Source organism: Aquimarina sp. U1-2 (assembly GCF_017897595.1).
Classification (GTDB): Bacteria; Bacteroidota; Bacteroidia; order Flavobacteriales; family Flavobacteriaceae; genus Aquimarina.
The window spans coordinates 185,036-203,246 of the sequence record NZ_JAGKIK010000002.1; the positions used below are offsets into that span (position 1 = coordinate 185,036).

17 protein-coding genes and 1 pseudogene are annotated in these 18,211 nt (G+C 38.2%); 11 read left to right on the plus strand and 7 right to left on the minus strand.

Translation table 11 applies throughout. From position 1 onward, the window contains the following. The first annotated feature begins 617 nt into the window (after positions 1-617). Complete coding sequence (ltrA, locus tag J8281_RS03670; protein WP_210196241.1) at positions 618-1,892, plus strand: group II intron reverse transcriptase/maturase; 1,275 nt, start codon at positions 618-620, stop codon at positions 1,890-1,892. 91 nt (positions 1,893-1,983) lie between these two features. On the opposite strand, the gene J8281_RS03675 is transcribed toward ltrA, so the two are convergent. The 5 genes and pseudogenes from J8281_RS03675 to J8281_RS03695 all read right to left on the minus strand — a co-directional run. After that, positions 1,984-2,799, minus strand: coding sequence for a DUF1349 domain-containing protein (locus J8281_RS03675; RefSeq protein ID WP_210196242.1), 816 nt, complete (start codon positions 2,797-2,799; stop codon positions 1,984-1,986). Positions 2,800-2,886: 87 nt separating this feature from the next. After that, positions 2,887-3,732 (minus strand): AraC family transcriptional regulator, encoded by an 846-nt coding sequence (locus J8281_RS03680; protein WP_210196243.1) that lies wholly within the window; start codon positions 3,730-3,732, stop codon positions 2,887-2,889. Between the two features lie 94 nt (positions 3,733-3,826). Then, a complete protein-coding gene (locus J8281_RS03685) occupies positions 3,827-4,135 on the minus strand; it encodes a hypothetical protein (protein ID WP_246848962.1) in 309 nt (102 codons plus the stop codon). A gap of 5 nt (positions 4,136-4,140) precedes the next feature. After that, the gene (locus J8281_RS03690; RefSeq protein ID WP_210196244.1) at positions 4,141-4,623 is read right to left on the minus strand and encodes a hypothetical protein; all 483 of its coding nucleotides are present in this window, start codon (positions 4,621-4,623) and stop codon (positions 4,141-4,143) included. An 883-nt stretch (positions 4,624-5,506) separates the two neighbouring features. Beyond that, a pseudogene (locus J8281_RS03695) lies at positions 5,507-5,587 on the minus strand (transposase); the annotation flags it as partial. A 306-nt stretch (positions 5,588-5,893) separates the two neighbouring features. Here J8281_RS03695 and J8281_RS03700 point away from each other — a divergent pair. The 7 genes from J8281_RS03700 (at position 5,894) to J8281_RS03730 (ending at position 11,533) form a co-directional block, all read left to right on the plus strand. Further along, complete coding sequence (locus J8281_RS03700; protein ID WP_210196245.1) at positions 5,894-6,058, plus strand: hypothetical protein; 165 nt, start codon at positions 5,894-5,896, stop codon at positions 6,056-6,058. Positions 6,059-6,102: 44 nt separating this feature from the next. Further along, positions 6,103-6,576, plus strand: a complete 474-nt coding sequence (locus J8281_RS03705; RefSeq protein WP_210196246.1) for a RadC family protein — start codon at positions 6,103-6,105, stop codon at positions 6,574-6,576. Beyond that, positions 6,573-8,600, plus strand: a complete 2,028-nt coding sequence (gene dcm / locus J8281_RS03710) for a DNA (cytosine-5-)-methyltransferase (protein WP_210196247.1) — start codon at positions 6,573-6,575, stop codon at positions 8,598-8,600. The genes J8281_RS03705 and dcm overlap by 4 nt, the downstream gene beginning before the upstream one ends. A gap of 58 nt (positions 8,601-8,658) precedes the next feature. Then, complete coding sequence (locus tag J8281_RS03715) at positions 8,659-9,903, plus strand: antirestriction protein (RefSeq protein WP_210196248.1); 1,245 nt, start codon at positions 8,659-8,661, stop codon at positions 9,901-9,903. Next, a complete protein-coding gene (locus tag J8281_RS03720; protein ID WP_210196249.1) occupies positions 9,890-10,549 on the plus strand; it encodes a hypothetical protein in 660 nt (219 codons plus the stop codon). The genes J8281_RS03715 and J8281_RS03720 overlap by 14 nt, the downstream gene beginning before the upstream one ends. A 43-nt stretch (positions 10,550-10,592) precedes the next feature. Next, positions 10,593-10,844 carry a hypothetical protein gene (locus J8281_RS03725; RefSeq protein ID WP_210196250.1) on the plus strand — a complete coding sequence of 84 codons (252 nt, stop codon included), beginning with the start codon at positions 10,593-10,595 and terminating at the stop codon, positions 10,842-10,844. A gap of 242 nt (positions 10,845-11,086) precedes the next feature. Then, positions 11,087-11,533 carry a hypothetical protein gene (locus J8281_RS03730; RefSeq protein ID WP_210196251.1) on the plus strand — a complete coding sequence of 149 codons (447 nt, stop codon included), beginning with the start codon at positions 11,087-11,089 and terminating at the stop codon, positions 11,531-11,533. A gap of 849 nt (positions 11,534-12,382) precedes the next feature. Here the strand turns inward: J8281_RS03730 and mce are convergent. Then, complete coding sequence (gene mce / locus J8281_RS03735; RefSeq protein WP_210196252.1) at positions 12,383-12,799, minus strand: methylmalonyl-CoA epimerase; 417 nt, start codon at positions 12,797-12,799, stop codon at positions 12,383-12,385. Between the two features lie 219 nt (positions 12,800-13,018). Here mce and rbfA point away from each other — a divergent pair, with 219 nt between their 5' ends. Then, on the plus strand, positions 13,019-13,411 hold the full coding sequence (gene rbfA / locus J8281_RS03740) for a 30S ribosome-binding factor RbfA (RefSeq protein ID WP_210196253.1): 393 nt from the start codon (positions 13,019-13,021) through the stop codon (positions 13,409-13,411). Continuing rightward, positions 13,408-14,610, plus strand: a complete 1,203-nt coding sequence (locus J8281_RS03745) for an ABC transporter permease (RefSeq protein ID WP_210196254.1) — start codon at positions 13,408-13,410, stop codon at positions 14,608-14,610. Before rbfA ends, J8281_RS03745 begins: the two co-directional genes overlap by 4 nt. Before the next feature lie 66 nt (positions 14,611-14,676). Here J8281_RS03745 and dusB read toward each other — a convergent pair whose 3' ends face one another. Next, a complete protein-coding gene (gene dusB, locus J8281_RS03750) occupies positions 14,677-15,669 on the minus strand; it encodes a tRNA dihydrouridine synthase DusB (protein ID WP_210196255.1) in 993 nt (330 codons plus the stop codon). Between the two features lie 464 nt (positions 15,670-16,133). Between dusB and lepA the strand changes: the two genes are divergently transcribed. After that, on the plus strand, positions 16,134-17,930 hold the full coding sequence (gene lepA, locus J8281_RS03755) for a translation elongation factor 4 (protein ID WP_210196256.1): 1,797 nt from the start codon (positions 16,134-16,136) through the stop codon (positions 17,928-17,930). Positions 17,931-18,211: the final 281 nt, after the last annotated feature.

The following is an 18,211-nucleotide window of genomic DNA, read 5'->3' on the forward strand; positions in this document are numbered from 1 at the left end:
TAAGTGACATAACTGTCCGATAGCACCGACCTTTGATTTATATTTTATATTTCAAAACAGCACTGAACCCGCTATTGCTTATACACAATGTGTGTGCCATAAATGACAAACGTTTTTCAAAGATAGCTGATTTGAAAGATGATAACTAATAGACTTCTATTGGATTAGCTAGAGCGGTTAGAGTCCGCTTGTACGCCTAGGTAACGCTAGGAAGTATTAGTAAGTCGCAAGCTGGTATATCGTGAGGTATGCAGTGAAGTAAGCGAGACTACAAATGTGGGTACTGACGAAGAGGAACTAGATAAGAGGCTTTTCGAACTGGGTAAGGTAGCACATCATACTAACGCCCGATTCTCATTTAGGTGAGCACTAAGTTTAAGCAGTAGATCTAGCAGGGATTCACAGGAAGCTAATTGCCTTACTATGGGAGGTCTCTGTAATCACGAGTTGATATAGCAGAGAAGTCAGCAGCGGTCATAGTAGTATTACAGGTTAGTAATATGAAGGACCAAATGTTAATAGTGTTCAAACGGTACTAGGAGTTTGATCAAGCCAAGGATAGCTTTCCATTTGATCAGATAGCCAGTATGGAATGAATGCGCCAATTACAAGTAGTAATGATAGAAGAAGTACTATCAAAGAGGAATCTAAATCAGGCTTATAAGCAAGTCTGTGCAAACAAGGGTTCAGGAGGTATTGACGGGATGCAAATCACGGAACTATCATCCCACCTTAAAACGCACAGTAGAACGTTTATCAGCCAGATACGTAGTGGGAGTTATCGACCCAGCCCGATAAAAGGTGTAAAGATACCCAAGGCTAATGGTAAGACCAGACTTCTGGGTATACCAACGGTCACTGACAGGGTATTTCAACAGGCACTACACCAAGTGCTACAGCCTTTATTCGAGCCAGACTTTCAAGACGGCAGCTATGGATTCCGCCCTAAGCGCAATGCGCATCAGGCAGTAGAGCAATCACTGGACTACATCAACTCAGGATATCAACAGGTGATCGATATTGACTTAAAGAGTTTCTTTGACGAAGTAGACCACGACTTCTTGTTGTCATTGATTTATAAGAAAATGAAGTGCAAAGCTACGATGAAGTTATTGCGTAAGTTTCTAAAGGCACCAATACTGATATCAAAGAGGTTGCACGAACGTAAGAAAGGTGTTCCACAAGGTTCTCCTTTAAGTCCGCTACTCTCTAACATACTGCTCAATGAGCTAGATAAGGAGTTAGAAAGTCGAGGGCATTGTTATGTGCGCTATGCCGATGATTTTAGTATCTATGTGAAGAGTAAGCGATCAGCCAGGCGTGTAGGCAACAGTATCTACAAATATTTGAGAGATCAACTGCTACTGCCCATCAATCGAGAGAAGAGTGGGATACGTCGTCCCCTTCAATTTGAGATACTAGGGTATGGTTTTGTATCGAGTTATCGCAAAGGCAGTAAGGGGAAGTATCAACTGGTAGTAGGCAAACAAGCGTGGAAGGTCTTTAAGCAAAAGCTGAAGGCACTGACCCGAAAGACGATCCCTATGAGTTTTGATGAACGTATCACCCGACTGAAAAGATTAAAGCAAGGCTGGATCAATTACTTTAAGCTCTCATTGATACAAGGTAAATTAAAAGCCTTGGATGAATGGCTCAGAAACCGATTAAGGTATTGCATCTGGCACTACTGGAAGAAACCGGAGAAGAAAAGGCGTAGCCTCATCCGACTGGGGATATCTAGTGATCAAGCTTATGCATGGAGTAGGACACGAATGGGAGGATGGGCAGTAGCCCAAAGCCCTATATTGCGTACCACCGTTACCTTAAAACGACTAGAACAAAAGGAATATCTTTCTGTGACCAAGTACTACTTGCAAATTAGGTCAAGTTAACAAACCGCCGTATACGAGACCCGTACGTACGGTGGTGTGAGAGGCGCACTCTCCTCATCTGTGGGGAGAGCCGTCTACTCGATTACCAGCTTTATTTTAAGTTTTTTAAAACCTCTTTTCCAATGAAATTAGCGATAGGTAGTTCTTTCTCTACAACTCCTTTTTTAATTGAAACATAATCAAAATAAGCTATCAAATCGCCATCATCATTTTTAGTGCCATTTCTATTATATTCTTCATAGTTAGGATAAATTTCACTTACCGAAGGCCAATCCGAATATGCAGTAATCCCAAGTTGAAGAGTCTCGGGTAAATCTGGTCTTATAAATTGGTCCAAAATTTTCCACTCTTCTCCTTCAAACTTATGTAATAGCGTGAAAATTTCACTAACACGCACTATTTTCAATTCAACCCATTCAGCTTTAGCAGGATATATCTTTAAAGTAGATTGACTGCTGTAAGTCGATTTGATTTCAAACTGAGGTTTTTCTGGTTCGGTTGCCGAACCAATACTGAAAAACATCCAATTTTCTCCTTTGGGCTTCCAATTTTTACTGTTAACTTCTCTTGGTGCGCGAACAAAAAGACCTGCAAGTGAAAAAGAAGTCTTGGGAAGTTTTGAATTTGTACCTTCGACTTTAACTTTTGTGGTAAGTTCAAAATTACCTTGAAATTCTCGGTACAAAAACCCTGCGTAGTTGTCTTCAAACCATCCACTTGAGGTGGGTTCGTAAATCAACTTGCCATTTTCAACTTTCAATGTCCTTATTTTAGACTTCCATCCTTCGATTGTTAATTGGCTCCAATCTTTCAAATTTTTGTCACTGTTGAAACCTGAAACAAATTTTTCTTGAGCTTGAATGCTAAATGCTGTCATAACTATAAATGCTAAAAAGTAGTACTTCATTTTTTACCTTGTTTAATGATTTTTAAAGGTATGGTGAAGACAAATCTGTTTACTGTTTAAAAAGCCCAATGTATATGTCCGAGAAGTTCAAGCTTTTATTTGTTTAGGTGATATACCAAATTCCCTTTTGAATGCTTTGGAAAAGTGTGCGTAGTTCTCAAATCCAATTTCAAGGTAAATATCGGATATTTTTCGATTACTATTTTCAATAAGCTGTTTCGCTAACTTTAATCGCCTTAACTTAACCCATCGTGCAGGTGTTGTCTGGAATTGACTTTTAAAATCACGTTTGAAGGCTGACAAGGAACGTCCCGAAATAGTTGCTAGTTCTGCGATTGTCAACCTTTTCGTAAAGTTGCTTTCCATCATCTCCGGTAAGCTGATTTTATATTCTTCGTTCAGATTTAAGAAGAAAGATAAGAGTCCTTCATCAATTTCTGTTAGTTGATACAACAACTCAAATGTCTTTAATTTGATGATAGCTTTTTGTTCTCCTAACGGATGACTGAAATAAGGAATTAAGGATTGAACAAATCCTTCCATCAAATGAGTAGAGTTAATTTTAATTGTATTTCTATCCGTTTTGTTTTCAACCTTTTTTTGCTGATTGAGCCGTAACGCAATGAAATCCCTGATATATTCTTTTCTTAGGAAAAACAGCATACTTTGATATGAGCCATCATTCGGATTTATTTGTTTTTTGAATTCAAAGCAAGAATTTCTTTTAATTAAAATGGCTTCACCTGCTTCAACCCTTATTTCATCAACAATGAGACTACCTGAAATAATGTAAATCAGTTCGTGGTCTGTAATAAAGGCAGAATCGGTTAGACCTTGCCCATAGATGCAACTTTCTATCACAGTACAACCATCTAACTTTATTGTTCGATGTCCTGCCGTATCTTTTAGTATATTTTTTGGTAAAATCAACATAGTATGTTGCTAATATTGCTGGTAACGTCTCTTGTATGTTGCGTTTGCCTGCCGAAGGCGGCATATGCAATATACAAACTGTTGTAGAGCGTTTTTATTCAGTTACTATTCTTTTATTTCCACAAGCTGCACATAATTTGGCTTTTTGAGTTCTGTATGGTTTTCCACATTTTTCACAATCAGGTCCAAATTGTGCAAGTGAATGATGCATTATTGCATTAGGTTCAGTTTCTCCAAATCCAGTCAAGTCATTATAATAATCTAATAACTCTTTGAATCGTTCTTGTCTATCTTTTTTTAAAACCTTAAAGCCCTTAGCATATAACTTGGAAGCGATAGCGTGTTCCTCCTTATTTAGCATTAGAACCTCCATTTTACATCTCCAACAATATTTTAATTCCATTGTTACTATGTTCTAAGTACTACCAATTCTACAATTTTTATATCTTCCATTTTCTCACCATCATTTAAAAGCTGATTTATTGCGTCAAATTCGGCACTTCGTCCAGCGATATTTATTATAAAGTCTTTTTCGGGGTTATTATTCCAATATCTTTCAACCTCATTTTCTATGACCACATATTGATGATTTTCGGAATATCTTTTTGTGATTTTATTATTCTCAGAATAGTAATCTATATAAGTTACTGGCCAGTCAATATTATTTAACCATCGTCTAATAAAGGCAACTGGCAAGAAAATGATAATTTCGAATGCATTTTCTTTTTTAATTCCCTTTTCCATCAATAAAGACATAAAGTCTCCATTGTCAAGAGACTTTTCTGCATTTCCAATTATTTCAATCGACTTTATTACGTCCGCATCAAAATTGTTTTCAATTTCTATAGTTTCTGTTTTAGTCTTTTTAAATATTTTATTCCAAATACTCATCTTTCTAATGCTCTACAACGATTAATGTATGGTTTGTGGCGGACAAACACACAGTAAATGTTCTGTCACAGCCCAAAGATAGCAAACGCGCGTGAAATTCCGTTAGGAATTTCCGCCACTATAAACTTATACATGGTGTTATGCGCTGGCTTTTTATTCAGCCGGGACTTCGAAAATTGACCTTAACAAAGCGATATCTGCTTACGAATCCCTTGCGGACTGATTTTTTAGCTTTCCACGATCGCTTTGCGACTTTATGGATTAACCAAAACCATTGAAAACAAATCACAGGCCTAAATTCCGTCAGAATCGGGTAGGAGCTGAAACTTTTGAATCGGTAAAAATCTTTGAAAAATACTCAGGTCTTCGATCCGGTGTTTGTCAGTGTTGAGTCTTGTTTGCGTTTTGTTTTTCAGAACTCCGATGCTAGCGCATAAACGTTTAATGTATAGTTTCGTAGTGGGCAAACTCGAAAAAGAATCCTCCGCACAGCCCAAAGATAGCAAACGCGCGTGAAATTCCGTTAGGAATTTCCGCCGCTATGAACTTATACATTTTGTTATACGCCGGCTTTTTATTCAGCCGAGACTTTGTAAAATTGCCTTAAGCAAAGCGATGAACTTGCGAGCTGATTTTTCAGAATCCCGCGATCGCTTTGCGACTTTGGGTTAAGCGATTACAATTACAAAATAACGATAGCCATTATTCCGTCAGAATTGGGTAGGAGCTCAAACTTTTGAATGATTAAAAATCTTTGCAAAAATACTCAGGTCTTCGATCTGGCGTTTGTCAGTTTTGAGTGTTGCTTGCGATTTGGTTTTCAGACCTCCGATGCTGGCGCATAACAATAGAATAAAGGATATATATCCTTTATATTCCATTTATGAGAACCGGAAAACAAGTAATTCTTTCTACCTAATGCTAACGGTCTAATAGTGTTTTCCACTAGGTTATTGTCAATTTCATAACTCCATATGTAATACCTTGTTTTTCTCCGTATTCTCGTAAACCTAATTTACTCTTTTTCCAAGATCTAATAATGGAATACATCTGTTGTTTTCTTTTTGTATCCTGTTTTTGCATATCGAAAAACCAAAAGTTAAGTAGAAACTAAACAAGATGTAGTTTGCTGAACGGTTACGAAAAAAGGTAGTTAATGCGAAATAATTACCACGAGAGGCTTTCTTACTAGGTCTGCAATCCCACTTCAACCCGTCTCAACCCGAAACTACAATCATACCTTTCCCTATCCTTGTCTTAAAACGATTCGATGAGGTATAAAAAGAAAGGGAAATCCACTCCAGGAAAAAAGGCTAATACTCAAAGAGTAACATTGATCAGTCGAAGAGCAAAGAAGACCAGGAAAAAAGACGAACCCTGGACTAAAGCCATTCAGCGAGCTACCAAAGAATTGAAACGAGAAGGAAAGTTGTAGTGGCTAAAAAGCGGTATAAAAATATAACAAAGCCTGTACTTTTGATGGGTGAGCTTTCAGGAATAAAAGGACAGTTCAAGTTCAATCTTGTTCCCGAAATAAACTTACGTTACAACAAAGGGCGAAGAGTATTAGGAAATGTAAAATCTTCCAGTGAAGTTGCCAAATTCATTCGGTTACAATACAAACGAGGAACCATTGAAGCGCAGGAATTTTTCAATGTAATCTATCTAAACCGCAGAAACAGTATCATTGGCTACTATCGTCATTCCAAAGGAGGATTGGTAGGGACAATTGCTGATCCCAGATTGATCTTTGCCATAGCTTTAAAAAGTCTGGCCACTGGAATTATCATAGCACACAACCACCCTTCAGGTAACCTTAAGCCGAGTGCATCTGACATCAACCTGACGAAAAGAATAAAACGAATCGGAGAGCTACACGATGTTTTACTGCTGGATCATATTATCATTTCGAGGCAGGGATATTTTTCCTTTTCAGATGAAGGGATGTTATGAAAAATCTTGTTCTACTCGACCTCTTCAGTGGCATAGGAGGGTTCCCGAAAGGATTGAATGAAGCCGGGTTTATTTTCCGAAAACACTACTTCAGCGAAATAGACAAATATGCCATTGCCAATTACAAATACAATTTTAAAAAAGCCATTCATGTCGGAGCAGTCGAAAGCATTAGCAAAAAAAGCATCATCCCCAAACCAGACATTATCACGTTCGGATCTCCTTGCCAGGATTTATCTATTGCTGGAAAAAGGAAAGGAATACAGGGAAGCAAAAGCAAACTCTTTTTTGAAGCAATTAGAGTCATCAACGAACTGCAGCCCCGTATGTTTATCTTTGAAAACGTCAAAGGACTTTTCTCCAGTAACCAAGGCAAAGACTTTGAAGTCGTACTTAGATCGTTTGCCGACTTGCGGGTTTATGACTTCCAATGGCAACTGCTTAATACTGCCTGGTTTTTACCCCAGAACCGAGAGCGTATCTACCTTGTCGGATCTCTTAGAACCCAACCCAGGCCCCAAGTATTTCCTATCGGAGAAAACAACCAAACGAATCTTGAAAGCCGTAAAAGCCTCTCGCAAGCCAACATTGCTCCAACAGTGAGTACACGTGTCGGAGCAGATTCTAATTATGGGCCATACATATTTACCCTGAGGGGTAGGAAAAAAGGCGGTGGCCAAAATGTAGAGTTTAGAAAAGATAAATCTACCAATTGTATAACAAGTTCGGCTAAGCATAATTTTCTATTGGAAAAGTGGCATCCTTTACGCTCGGTTCGTAATGAAAAGGCCAAAGCGATCCGAAGGAAGAATCAAAAGGAGGGGATAGATTATGCTCCCTTCCGGGAGCGTGAGTTTGAAGTCAGGCTAGATGGTATCACAGGTGCATTGACCACTAACACAGAGCGAGAAAATCTACTAACCAATATGAAGACTATCCGAAGATTTACGCCTCTGGAATGCGAACGCTTACAGGGTTTTCCGGATGGCTGGACCAGTAAAGGTGTGTTTGATGGAGAGATCGAACCCATCAGTGATAGTCAGCGGTATAAACTATTGGGCAATGCAGTGAGCGTTCCGGTGGTAAAGAGAGTGGGTGAGCGTATTAGTAAAAGCCTAAAACTATTGAAAAAAGAGCCTGAAGAATCTCCGTTGGAAGGTCTTGATTTTGTAAAAACCCCAATTACCTATTATGGAGGTAAACAGCGATTGGTCAATCTGATCTTATCACTGATTCCAAAGCATAAATTGTATTGCGAACCATTCCTGGGCGGAGCCGCAGTATTCTTCGCTAAAGAACCCAGTGAAATGGAAGTGATCAATGACCTGAATGGGGAAGTAGTCAATTTTTATCGTGTTTGCCATAACCATTTCCAAAAACTGGATAAACTTATAAAAGCTACCCCGCATAGCCGACAAGTACATCGCGAAACTCAAGACATCCTTAAACATCCAAACCAATGTGATGCTATAAAGAGAGCCTGGGCTTTCTGGGTGCAAACCAATATGAGCTTTTCTTCCAGGATATTTGGTGGCTATGCCTATGAGCGCAAATCAAATGGTACCCTAAAGCGGTTTGTCAACAAGAAATTGGTCTTCGACCAAACCATCAGAGATCGTTTGGAAATGGTGGACATAGAAAACAATGATGCACTTCAGGTTATCAAAAGCAGGGATGCAGTTGATAGCTTTTTCTATTGCGACCCTCCGTATTTCAATTCTAACATGGGGCACTATAAGGGTTATACTGAAAAGGATTTTGAAGAATTATTAAATATGCTGGCTAGTATCAAGGGTAAGTTTCTGCTCAGCAGCTATCCTTCAGAAATTCTTGACCATTACACCAAAAAACATAGATGGTATACCCTTAAAAAAAGCACGGAAGTCGCTGTTACCAAACAAACTGATAAAGTAAAGACTGAAGTATTGACTGCTAATTATCCTCTGGAAAATAACCTTTCGGGAATCGATGAAGCGATCCTCGTAAACGCAAAGGCAATAAAATTAAGATTTCAATTAATCTAATCTCCACCAATCCGAACGAACCCGAAAGCAACATCCATACTTCGCGTATTCTTGTCCCATGAAGCCGAAAATCTCCTGGGACAATTATGAAGAGCAAATCAAAAAGGTAAATATCAAGAAGCTACCATTATTGCTACAAGACGGGCATCAGTTTTTTGAAGAGGCCAGAGATTTTTATCATTCAGAAAAAGCTGTAAAACAAGCGGTCGATCTTTATCTGGAGCGATTGAATTTGCATTTAGAGAAAACGGCTTTACCGATCCAACTCGTGCCTACCCAAGATATACTTTTTGTGAAAAGGTTCATTGGGTTAAACGGAAAAACCAAAACGAAAAGACAGCTCCTACTTTTTATACAAACGCTTCAAAAAGCCATCCGGACAAAAACCATTAGAAAGAACTCTGTACTTGCTGAAGATATCGTCAACATCCAACAAAAACTGATCGATCAATATAACCAAATGAATGATGAGGAGCTTTTGAAAATTGAAATCAACGGGTATTGGTTGAACAAGCTAAAAGATTTGTTAAAGGAGAAAGACCATACTGATTTGGGACTTCTTCCGAAAAAGAGTCAGCATACCAATTCTTTATCCCCTAAAAAGCAGCCGTTATTTGATTCGATGGATCAGATTGATGATCAGCCAGCCGCAAACTCATTTAAACTTGAAGGTGATTTAGGAAGCTTCCTGGGAGATTTAGAGCGTTTTGAACTGGCGATGACTATTGAAGGCGATCAAGGAGGTGGCAAAACCCGATTTGCTTATCAACTGGCAGATGCGTTTGCTGATATTGGAAACACCATCGCTATTTTTTCACTGGAGATCGGAAGCAAGTCAGACCTGATCCGAAGAATGCGGGAAGATTATTTGAAGCCAGAAAATCTGAGAAAGGTCTTCATAACGGACAGGATTCCCAAAGGATTGAAGAGTATCCAGGAAGCAGCCAAAGACCTTGATGTGATCATTCTGGATAGTTGGAATAAGACTGGTCTGCCTTCATTAGAATTTGACAAGCTGAGAAAGGCACATCCCAATGCCATATTTATTGTCATTTTTCAACGTACCACACAAAAAATGATCCGTGGTGGAACTGCACCACTTTTTGATGCAGGAATCAATATTGAGGTTGTAAAAGTGGATGATAGCTTCTTCAATAATTATGCGGTAACGACCAAAAACCGATATGGCATCACCGGCATTCAATTCAATATTTCCAGAAAAGAGATCATCCACCAATCTTCAGAGTCAGAATTTCCGGTAGAAAATGAATCTTCAAAACTTTTAGAAAATGAGTTGGATTAAAGTAATTGGCACAGTTAGAAAATTGCTTCCTTTTTTATTGATCCTGCTTCTGGGGTTACAAATCCACTTCTGGAGGAAGGAAAAACAAAAAGTAAAAGACTTTCAAGAAGTCTATCGTATCCAACAAAAGGAAATTGAAATCTGGCGGGATGAAGCAGGTAAAAACCGAACTCGTGCAGATATTGCGGAGATCAAAGCGGCCAATGCCAACATTGTTCTCAAAGAAGACCTAAAGATGTTTTTGAAAAAAGAGGTGGGTAACCTCAAAAGAAACCTGATCAGTTATTCCATTGTTAAGGCATCTACAACAGGAGATTTTAAGACTGGAACGGCTGACACCTTGTATGTTCTTAATGAAATCAAGTCCCTTCCAGCCAAAAAGTTTTTCATTAATAATCCGGATCTGAAATTCGAAGGCCTTTATATTCCTCAGCTCGATACCCTCACCGCCAACTACCAGGTCATTCATAACTTTGATATTTTCTACTACTACAAAAAGCCTGGTAAGTTTCCATTAAATATCTTCCGCAGAAGAAAAGCCGTAGCAGAGATCCGCTTTGAAAACAAAGGTTCTCAAGCAGATAGTTTGTTTACTCTGGTGCTGGAGCGAAGAAGAGGGTTGTTGAGAAGTGTTATGGGTAAATAAGATTTAACATTCTGACACGTTTACTATTCATATTTTTATAGCTATGAATATCGCAAAAGATAAATCAACGGGCAGAGAGATGGAAGCTGAAGAGCTCAAGCTTTTAGCATCAGTAGAGAAAGAGAATTATGAGTGTATTGATGCTAATTGCAAAATCCGTTTAATACCATGTTCTTTTGAAAAGCACCATAAACCCAGACCATATTTTAAGACTGAAAAAGGTGTTCATCACTCACAGGATTGTGTTTTTAGTCAATATACTGAACTCCAAAAAAATCCAGAACCACAGATGTAAGTGTAGATGTCGTCTTTCCTGTTGCTTATCCAAGTAAACTAATTAAACCTACCAAGAAGACAATCAAAACCGATGAGGAAGGAAATAATTCTTCAGATCAGGATGATCCAATAAATAGTGGAGGTAAAAATATAAACCCTCATTCTTATGAGAGAAAAAGAAATAGAGTTGTTACCGCTTTAGGGCAAGTGGTAGACTTTTATCTCAACTTTCCATATAACCGAAACAATCCTCTGGAGCTATTGGATTTAAAGACAGGGTACCAATATGCATTTAAAAGAATCAAAGGAAAAAGTGATGGACAGTACAAAGGCCGTAAAGTTTATTTTGGCAGGGTTTCCTTAAGTGAAGACAATGTAACTGAAAAAGGAAACCAATTATTCATTGAGCTCTATGAATTTGACAAGTGGGTCAAAAACGGTGAAAAAAGCGGCCCCAATCGCAACTACAGTATTGCAATCGATTTAACCGGATTAAGTAATCATAAGAAAACAAAAATTCTCAACGAGCTTACTTTTGCTACTATTGATCAAAAAAGCGACAAGGATAAAGAGACTAAAAAGAAAGCCTATATTTTCTTTCTAGGGGATCCTCCTAAAAAAGATGACGCATACCTGTTTACCGTTTATGAAAATTATGTGGTTTGTAGATATGATGAAATATTACCTACGGTCAATTCTGAAAAATAAAAAAGCCCCAACATTACTGCTGAGGCTTTGATTTGGAAGTTTGTTTTTGTGGGCCCTGAAGGGCTCGAACCTTCGACCCCCTGATTCACTTATCCGAAAGTTTCCTTCGCGGGGTAGGACTATATCATCACCCATCACAATACATTGTGATTAGGGTGCTGGGCGCTCGAGGAGTGATTATTAGTAAGATTCTTCACACTCTAGTCTCTGCACCTTTCCGATTACTGTTACATCTATTCATCGGACTTGGCTCAGGATTGCCATGCCACACTAAAAAAGTATGGTGCAGGTTTCCCTGAGTTCACCCAGTTTGCATCTTTGAATTACTCCAAAGAGTCACCAATTTGATGAGTCAGGTGCTCTAACCAGCTGAGCTAAGGGCCCTAAACTCTCCATTTTTTGACCAAAAATGTTCAGAAAATGTTCAAACTTCCAATATTTTAAAGAACGAAGGTTTTTAAACCTTTGATTGTTAACGTTTTATGCCAACTTCTCACATTGATTATGAGTCAGGTGCTCTAACCAGCTGAGCTATGGGACCTAAAACGGAGCGCAAATTTAAGTAATTGAACCAAACACGCCAAACATTTTTAATTTTAATTAAGTGAAGTTCTATTTCGTAGCGCCTAAAGAGTGTATGTAATACCAGTTCCGCTTTAAAATAACTTATTAAAAATTGTCCTTTTCCGTTGATACTTCAACATAAAAAGCAACCGTAGCTATGATTGAGTTTTCTTTTTTATCTAAACAAAAAATGACTGCTTTTTATTTGAGCAATTTTAAAGTAGAACTGGTATAAAATAGTACACTGAATTTATCCCTCAGAAGAGCGAGATCTATTTCTAGACGTTATATCTTTTTTATATCCTGGCAAAGTTCGATGAGTACTCCATTGGTGCTTTTAGGATGTAGAAAAGCAACCAGTTTATTATCGGCTCCAGATTTTGGTGTTTTAGTGATAATTTGAAAGCCTTCGTTCTCTAACCTGTCTAACTCTTTTTCGATATCATCTACGTCAAATGCAATATGATGAATCCCTTCGCCTTTTTTGGCGATAAATTTCCCAATAGGCCCATCTTCCCTTGTGCTAGACAAAAGCTCAATTTTACTTTCGCCAACCTTAAAAAAAGAAGTGATTACAGCTTCGCTCTCTACCGTCTCTTGTTTATAGGGAGCTACTCCTAGCAGTTTCTCGTAAAGCTTATTTGCCATATTGATGTCTTTTACAGCAATACCCAAGTGTTCTATTTTATTAAATGCGCCCATAGTAACATTGTATGAATTGATGCAAAAATAATAGAATCAAAATCAATTGGGTCTAAAAAAAGAGGTTTCATTTTTGTAGCTATAGAGCTATATAGTACAAATTGTAAAATCTTATGCGATCGTCATTTGTGTACGCCATCGGTAAAAGCTTACCAGAGCGACCTCCCAAAATTAATATGAAGTTGTCTCGTACAAAGATTAATACGTATTTTTGTAGTTATGGAAACAAATCGACAGAAAAAAATTGCGGGGGTATTACAACGAGATGTAGCCGATGTGATACAACAAGCATTACGAGAGGCGGGAGTTCATGGTATTTTGGTTTCTGTTACCAAAGTAAGTGTAACTACCGATCTTTCGATTGCAAAAGTATATATGAGTGTTTTTCCTCATACAGAAGGAGAAAAAGTGTTAAGTGAAGTAGATGCAGTAAAATCTCAAATCAAACACCAGGTCGCACAGCGCACAAAAAATCAGTTGAGACGTATGCCAGAGCTTTCCTATTTTATAGATGACTCACTAGAGTATATTTCTAAGATTGAAAAAGCCGTACAGGGAGAAGAAAACCCCATTCAAAATCCAGAACTTTTGGAAAGACGAAAAAAGAAGTGAATTTTTCATACTACATCGCAAAGCGTTATTTGTTCTCTCCGGGGAGTAGCAACGCTATTAATATTATCACCGGGATTGCGGCAGCAGGAGTAGTTATAGCTGCGATGGCTTTATTTTTGGTGTTAACAGGGTTCGCCGGACTCAAAGATTTTAGTCTTCAGTTTTCTACATTTTTTGATCCGGATCTTAAAGTTTTCCCGTCAAGCGGAAAGACTTTTGTTATCGATAAAGAAAAAAAGGAGCAACTAAACCAGATCGAAGGAATTGCTCATTTCTCTGAAATTATTGAGGATCATGTTTTTCTTGAATTCAGGGATAAACAAAAAACGGCCTTCATCAAAGGCGTAGATCGCAATTATAACAAGGTAATTCAAACCGATAGTATTGTGGTGTATGGCGACTGGTTAACAGATAATGATTTTCAAGTTGTTGCAGGTAACGGAATCAGTAGAGAACTAAGTATGGGAGTAGAACAAACCTATACGAATCTATTAGGTATCTACGTGCCAAAACCAGGTAAAGGAATACCCAATGACATTACCAAAGCATTTCGATCTAAAAAAGTAGTGAATATCGGTATTTATGATGTTAATGAAGAGCTTAGTGAAAAATACGTTTTTACAACGATTACCTTGGCACGTACATTACTCGATATCCCCAATAACGAAGTAACACATCTGGAGTTCAAAATACTGCCCAACGCAAGCGAAGAAGCTGTTACCCAACAATTGCATGCTATATTTGGAGATAAAATCTTGATAAAGAACCGGTTTCAGCTTAACGATAAATTGTACAAAATGCTGAATACCGAAAACCTGGTATCTTATTTAGTCATCACTCTTATCGCTATAATTGCCCTGTTTAATGTCGCCGGAGCTATTATTATGATGATTATAGATAAGAAAAGTAATGTTAAGACCTTATACAACGTAGGTGCGTCATTGGCTAGTATCAGAAAAATTTTCTTGTTTCAGGGGTCGCTCATGACCGTTTTAGGCACTTTATTGGGGCTTACCCTTGGTTTAGTATTGATCCTTATGCAACAACATTTCAGTTTGTTAATGATTACCCCTTCACTGCCGTACCCTACAAAAATTACCACAATAAGTTTTATCGTCGTTTTTTTTACGATAACTATTATAGGATTTGTAGCCTCATTACTGGCTTCTAGCAGAATAAACCAACGACTTATTAATTAATATGAAAATTGGTATCATCCTGTTCTATAGCGATTTAGTAGGAATGCTAAAAAGTAAGAATATCTTCTACACAAATTCAAATCCAGCAAATGCTGATTGTACTTCGTCAAAAGCGGCAAACACATCTTCTGGATGATCGCTGGTTACCATTTTGGTTCGATACTCCTTAAAATGAGGAATTCCCTTAAAGTAGTTGGTATAATGTCTACGGGTCTCAAAAACGCCTAGTTTTTCACCTTTCCAGTCAATAGCCATCTGTAAATGTCTTCGAGCGGCGATAACACGCTCGTCTATAGAGGGTGAAGGCAAATGTTCTCCAGTTTCGAAGAAATGTTTAACTTCTTTAAAAAACCAAGGATATCCAATACTAGCTCTGCCAATCATTGCACCGTCAAGTCCGTATTGATCCCGCATTTCTTTGGCTCGCTCTGGAGAATCGACATCTCCATTTCCAAATACCGGAATATGCATTCTTGGATTATTTTTCACCTCGGCAATAGGCTTCCAATCGGCATGACCTTTATACATTTGTGCACGAGTACGCCCATGAATAGAAATCGCCTTACAACCTACATCTTGTAGTCGCTCTGCCACTTCTACAATGCGTATCGAATTATGATCCCAGCCCAGTCGTGTTTTTACTGTAACAGGTAGTTTGGTGTGCTTTACCATGGCTTCGGTTAGCGATACCATAAGATCAATATCCTTCAATATACCGGCACCGGCACCTTTACTCACTACTTTTTTTACGGGACACCCAAAGTTGATATCAATGATATCAGGCCCCGAGGCTTCTACGATCTCTACCGATTTAAGCATCGAATCCAGGTTGGCACCAAATATCTGTATACCAACCGGACGTTCTTTTTCATAGATATCCAGTTTCATTACGCTTTTGGCAGCGTCACGAATAAGTCCTTCACTAGAGATAAACTCTGTGTATACTACATCTGCTCCTTGTTCTTTACATAATGCACGAAAAGGAGGATCGCTTACATCCTCCATCGGAGCGAGTAATAACGGAAATTCTCCTACATCAATGTCTCCTATTTTTGCCACGGCACTACTTTTTTTGACAAAAATACGAATTCTTTCTTACCTTGAGAGGTATTGCAATCGCAGAACGTTTAACCCGCTTTATGCGTTATAAAATCTTTACATACCTTAAATAAACGCTACACTGTATTTTTCAATATCATTGTTGCCCTTTGACCAGGTTCAGGGTAAACTACTACGAAGGAATTAAGAAAATACTTGTTTTTATTGGTATTTCAACCCTCATTATGAAATTCTAATACATAATCCAGGTTCAAAAATACTGGGAGAGATAGTAGAAACCTTCTAAAATGAATTATATTTGCAAGTCATTACTATAGTGGAAATTGCGTGAGGGATAGTAGCGGCATCCTTTTTTTATGGGTGTCCTGAGATTTGCAAAGGACACCCATAAAAAAAGATATAGCGAATAGCCCGACCCGAAATGTAATGCAGGGTCACGCCCCAAACTTATTTGAAAAAGAAAAATGAAGCATATTCGAAACTTTTGCATTATTGCACATATAGATCATGGTAAAAGTACATTAGCCGATCGCTTGTTAGATTTTACGGGATCGGTAACAGCCCGCGAAGCACAAGCTCAACTTTTGGACAATATGGATCTTGAGCGCGAGCGTGGAATTACCATAAAAAGCCACGCTATACAAATGGAATATATGCACGAAGGGGAAGCCTATATTTTGAACCTTATTGACACACCGGGACACGTGGATTTTTCGTATGAAGTGTCGCGTTCTATAGCAGCATGTGAAGGGGCGTTATTGATTGTAGACGCCGCCCAAAGTATACAAGCGCAAACAATTTCTAACCTGTATTTGGCATTAGAAAACGATCTTGAAATTATACCCGTTTTAAATAAAGTGGATTTGCCAAGTGCCAATCCTGAAGAGGTGACTGATGATATTGTAGATCTTTTAGGTTGTGATGCCGCCGATGTGATTCCCGCAAGTGCTAAGACCGGAATCGGAATAGAAGCTATTTTAACGGCAATAATAGAAAGGATTCCCGCGCCAGAAGGTGATCCCGATGAACCCTTACAGGCATTGATATTCGATTCGGTTTACAATCCGTTTCGAGGGGTTGAAACATATTTTAGAGTAGTAAACGGAGAAATAAAAAAAGGACAACAGATTAAGTTTGTGGCTACCGGAAAGGATTATTCTGCAGATGAAATAGGCACATTAAAATTGAATCAGGTCCCAAAACAAAGTATTAAAACCGGTGATGTTGGCTATTTAATTACAGGTATTAAAGACGCGCGAGAAGTAAAGGTAGGCGATACCGTGACCGATGCCAAAACACCAACACAGAATGCTATTGAAGGTTTTGAAGATGTAAAACCTATGGTATTTGCAGGTATCTATCCTGTAGATACTGAAGATTATGAAGAACTACGGGCTTCGATGGAGAAATTGCAGCTCAATGATGCTTCTCTGGTATTTACCCCAGAAAGTTCTGCAGCTTTGGGATTTGGTTTTCGATGTGGGTTTCTTGGCATGTTACATATGGAAATCATCCAGGAGCGACTAGAACGTGAGTTCAATATGACTGTGATTACTACCGTACCTAATGTATCGTATCACGCATTTACAAACAAAGACCCTGATGATGTTATTATAGTGAACAATCCATCAGACCTTCCTGATCCGTCTTCGATGAATCGTGTTGAAGAACCTTACATTAAAGCCTCTATCATCACAAAAGCTGATTTTGTAGGGCCCGTGATGTCTTTATGTATCGAAAAACGAGGTGAAATTACAAATCAAACTTATCTTACCACAGAACGCGTAGAACTCACTTTTGATATGCCGCTGGCCGAGATTGTTTTTGATTTTTATGATCGTTTAAAAACAGTATCCAAAGGATATGCATCTTTTGATTACAGTCCCATTGGGATGCGCACCTCTAAGTTGGTAAAAGTTGATGTACTACTTAACGGAAATACGGTAGATGCGCTATCTGCTTTATTACATCAGGATAATGCTTATGATATTGGTAAGAAAATTTGTGAGAAACTCAAAGAGTTAATCCCGAGACAACAATTTGACATCCCCATACAAGCGGCAATTGGCGCCAAAATTATAGCCAGAGAAACCGTAAAAGCACTTCGTAAAGATGTGACAGCAAAATGTTATGGAGGTGATATTTCGCGAAAGCGTAAACTACTAGAAAAACAAAAAAAGGGTAAAAAGCGTATGCGCCAGGTAGGTAATGTTGAAATTCCGCAAGAAGCGTTTATGGCAGTATTAAAACTGAATGACTAATTGTTATCATGGTCTAGATTGCAGGACGAATTATAAACGTAAACAAGTTATAGAAAGCTAAAAGTAGGAGTACGGCTACAATATTTATAAAAATTTAGACGTTTAAAAGTAATTTTGAACGATTAAATGCTTTTTACGCTAAATTTTTTTTAAATTGCATTATATTTATGATTACATGTAAACAACTAAATTAGCTATGCAAAATCTATCCCCAACCCGTATTCCTATTTATGTATATTTTTTTGTTATTTCTATAGTTTTGGCTTGTATATCCTAAGTTT

Excerpts from the sequence above, each read along its gene's own strand:
- ltrA (WP_210196241.1), top strand. The coding sequence starts at position 618 with ATGATAGAAGAAGTACTATCAAAGAGGAATCTAAATCAGGCTTATAAG.
- J8281_RS03675 (WP_210196242.1), bottom strand. The coding sequence starts at position 2,799 with ATGAAGTACTACTTTTTAGCATTTATAGTTATGACAGCATTTAGCATT.
- J8281_RS03680 (WP_210196243.1), bottom strand. The coding sequence starts at position 3,732 with ATGTTGATTTTACCAAAAAATATACTAAAAGATACGGCAGGACATCGA.
- J8281_RS03685 (WP_246848962.1), bottom strand. The coding sequence starts at position 4,135 with ATGGAATTAAAATATTGTTGGAGATGTAAAATGGAGGTTCTAATGCTA.
- J8281_RS03690 (WP_210196244.1), bottom strand. The coding sequence starts at position 4,623 with ATGAGTATTTGGAATAAAATATTTAAAAAGACTAAAACAGAAACTATA.
- J8281_RS03700 (WP_210196245.1), top strand. The coding sequence starts at position 5,894 with ATGAGGTATAAAAAGAAAGGGAAATCCACTCCAGGAAAAAAGGCTAAT.
- J8281_RS03705 (WP_210196246.1), top strand. The coding sequence starts at position 6,103 with ATGGGTGAGCTTTCAGGAATAAAAGGACAGTTCAAGTTCAATCTTGTT.
- dcm (WP_210196247.1), top strand. The coding sequence starts at position 6,573 with ATGAAAAATCTTGTTCTACTCGACCTCTTCAGTGGCATAGGAGGGTTC.
- J8281_RS03715 (WP_210196248.1), top strand. The coding sequence starts at position 8,659 with ATGAAGCCGAAAATCTCCTGGGACAATTATGAAGAGCAAATCAAAAAG.
- J8281_RS03720 (WP_210196249.1), top strand. The coding sequence starts at position 9,890 with ATGAGTTGGATTAAAGTAATTGGCACAGTTAGAAAATTGCTTCCTTTT.
- J8281_RS03725 (WP_210196250.1), top strand. The coding sequence starts at position 10,593 with ATGAATATCGCAAAAGATAAATCAACGGGCAGAGAGATGGAAGCTGAA.
- mce (WP_210196252.1), bottom strand. The coding sequence starts at position 12,799 with ATGGGCGCATTTAATAAAATAGAACACTTGGGTATTGCTGTAAAAGAC.
- rbfA (WP_210196253.1), top strand. The coding sequence starts at position 13,019 with ATGGAAACAAATCGACAGAAAAAAATTGCGGGGGTATTACAACGAGAT.
- lepA (WP_210196256.1), top strand. The coding sequence starts at position 16,134 with ATGAAGCATATTCGAAACTTTTGCATTATTGCACATATAGATCATGGT.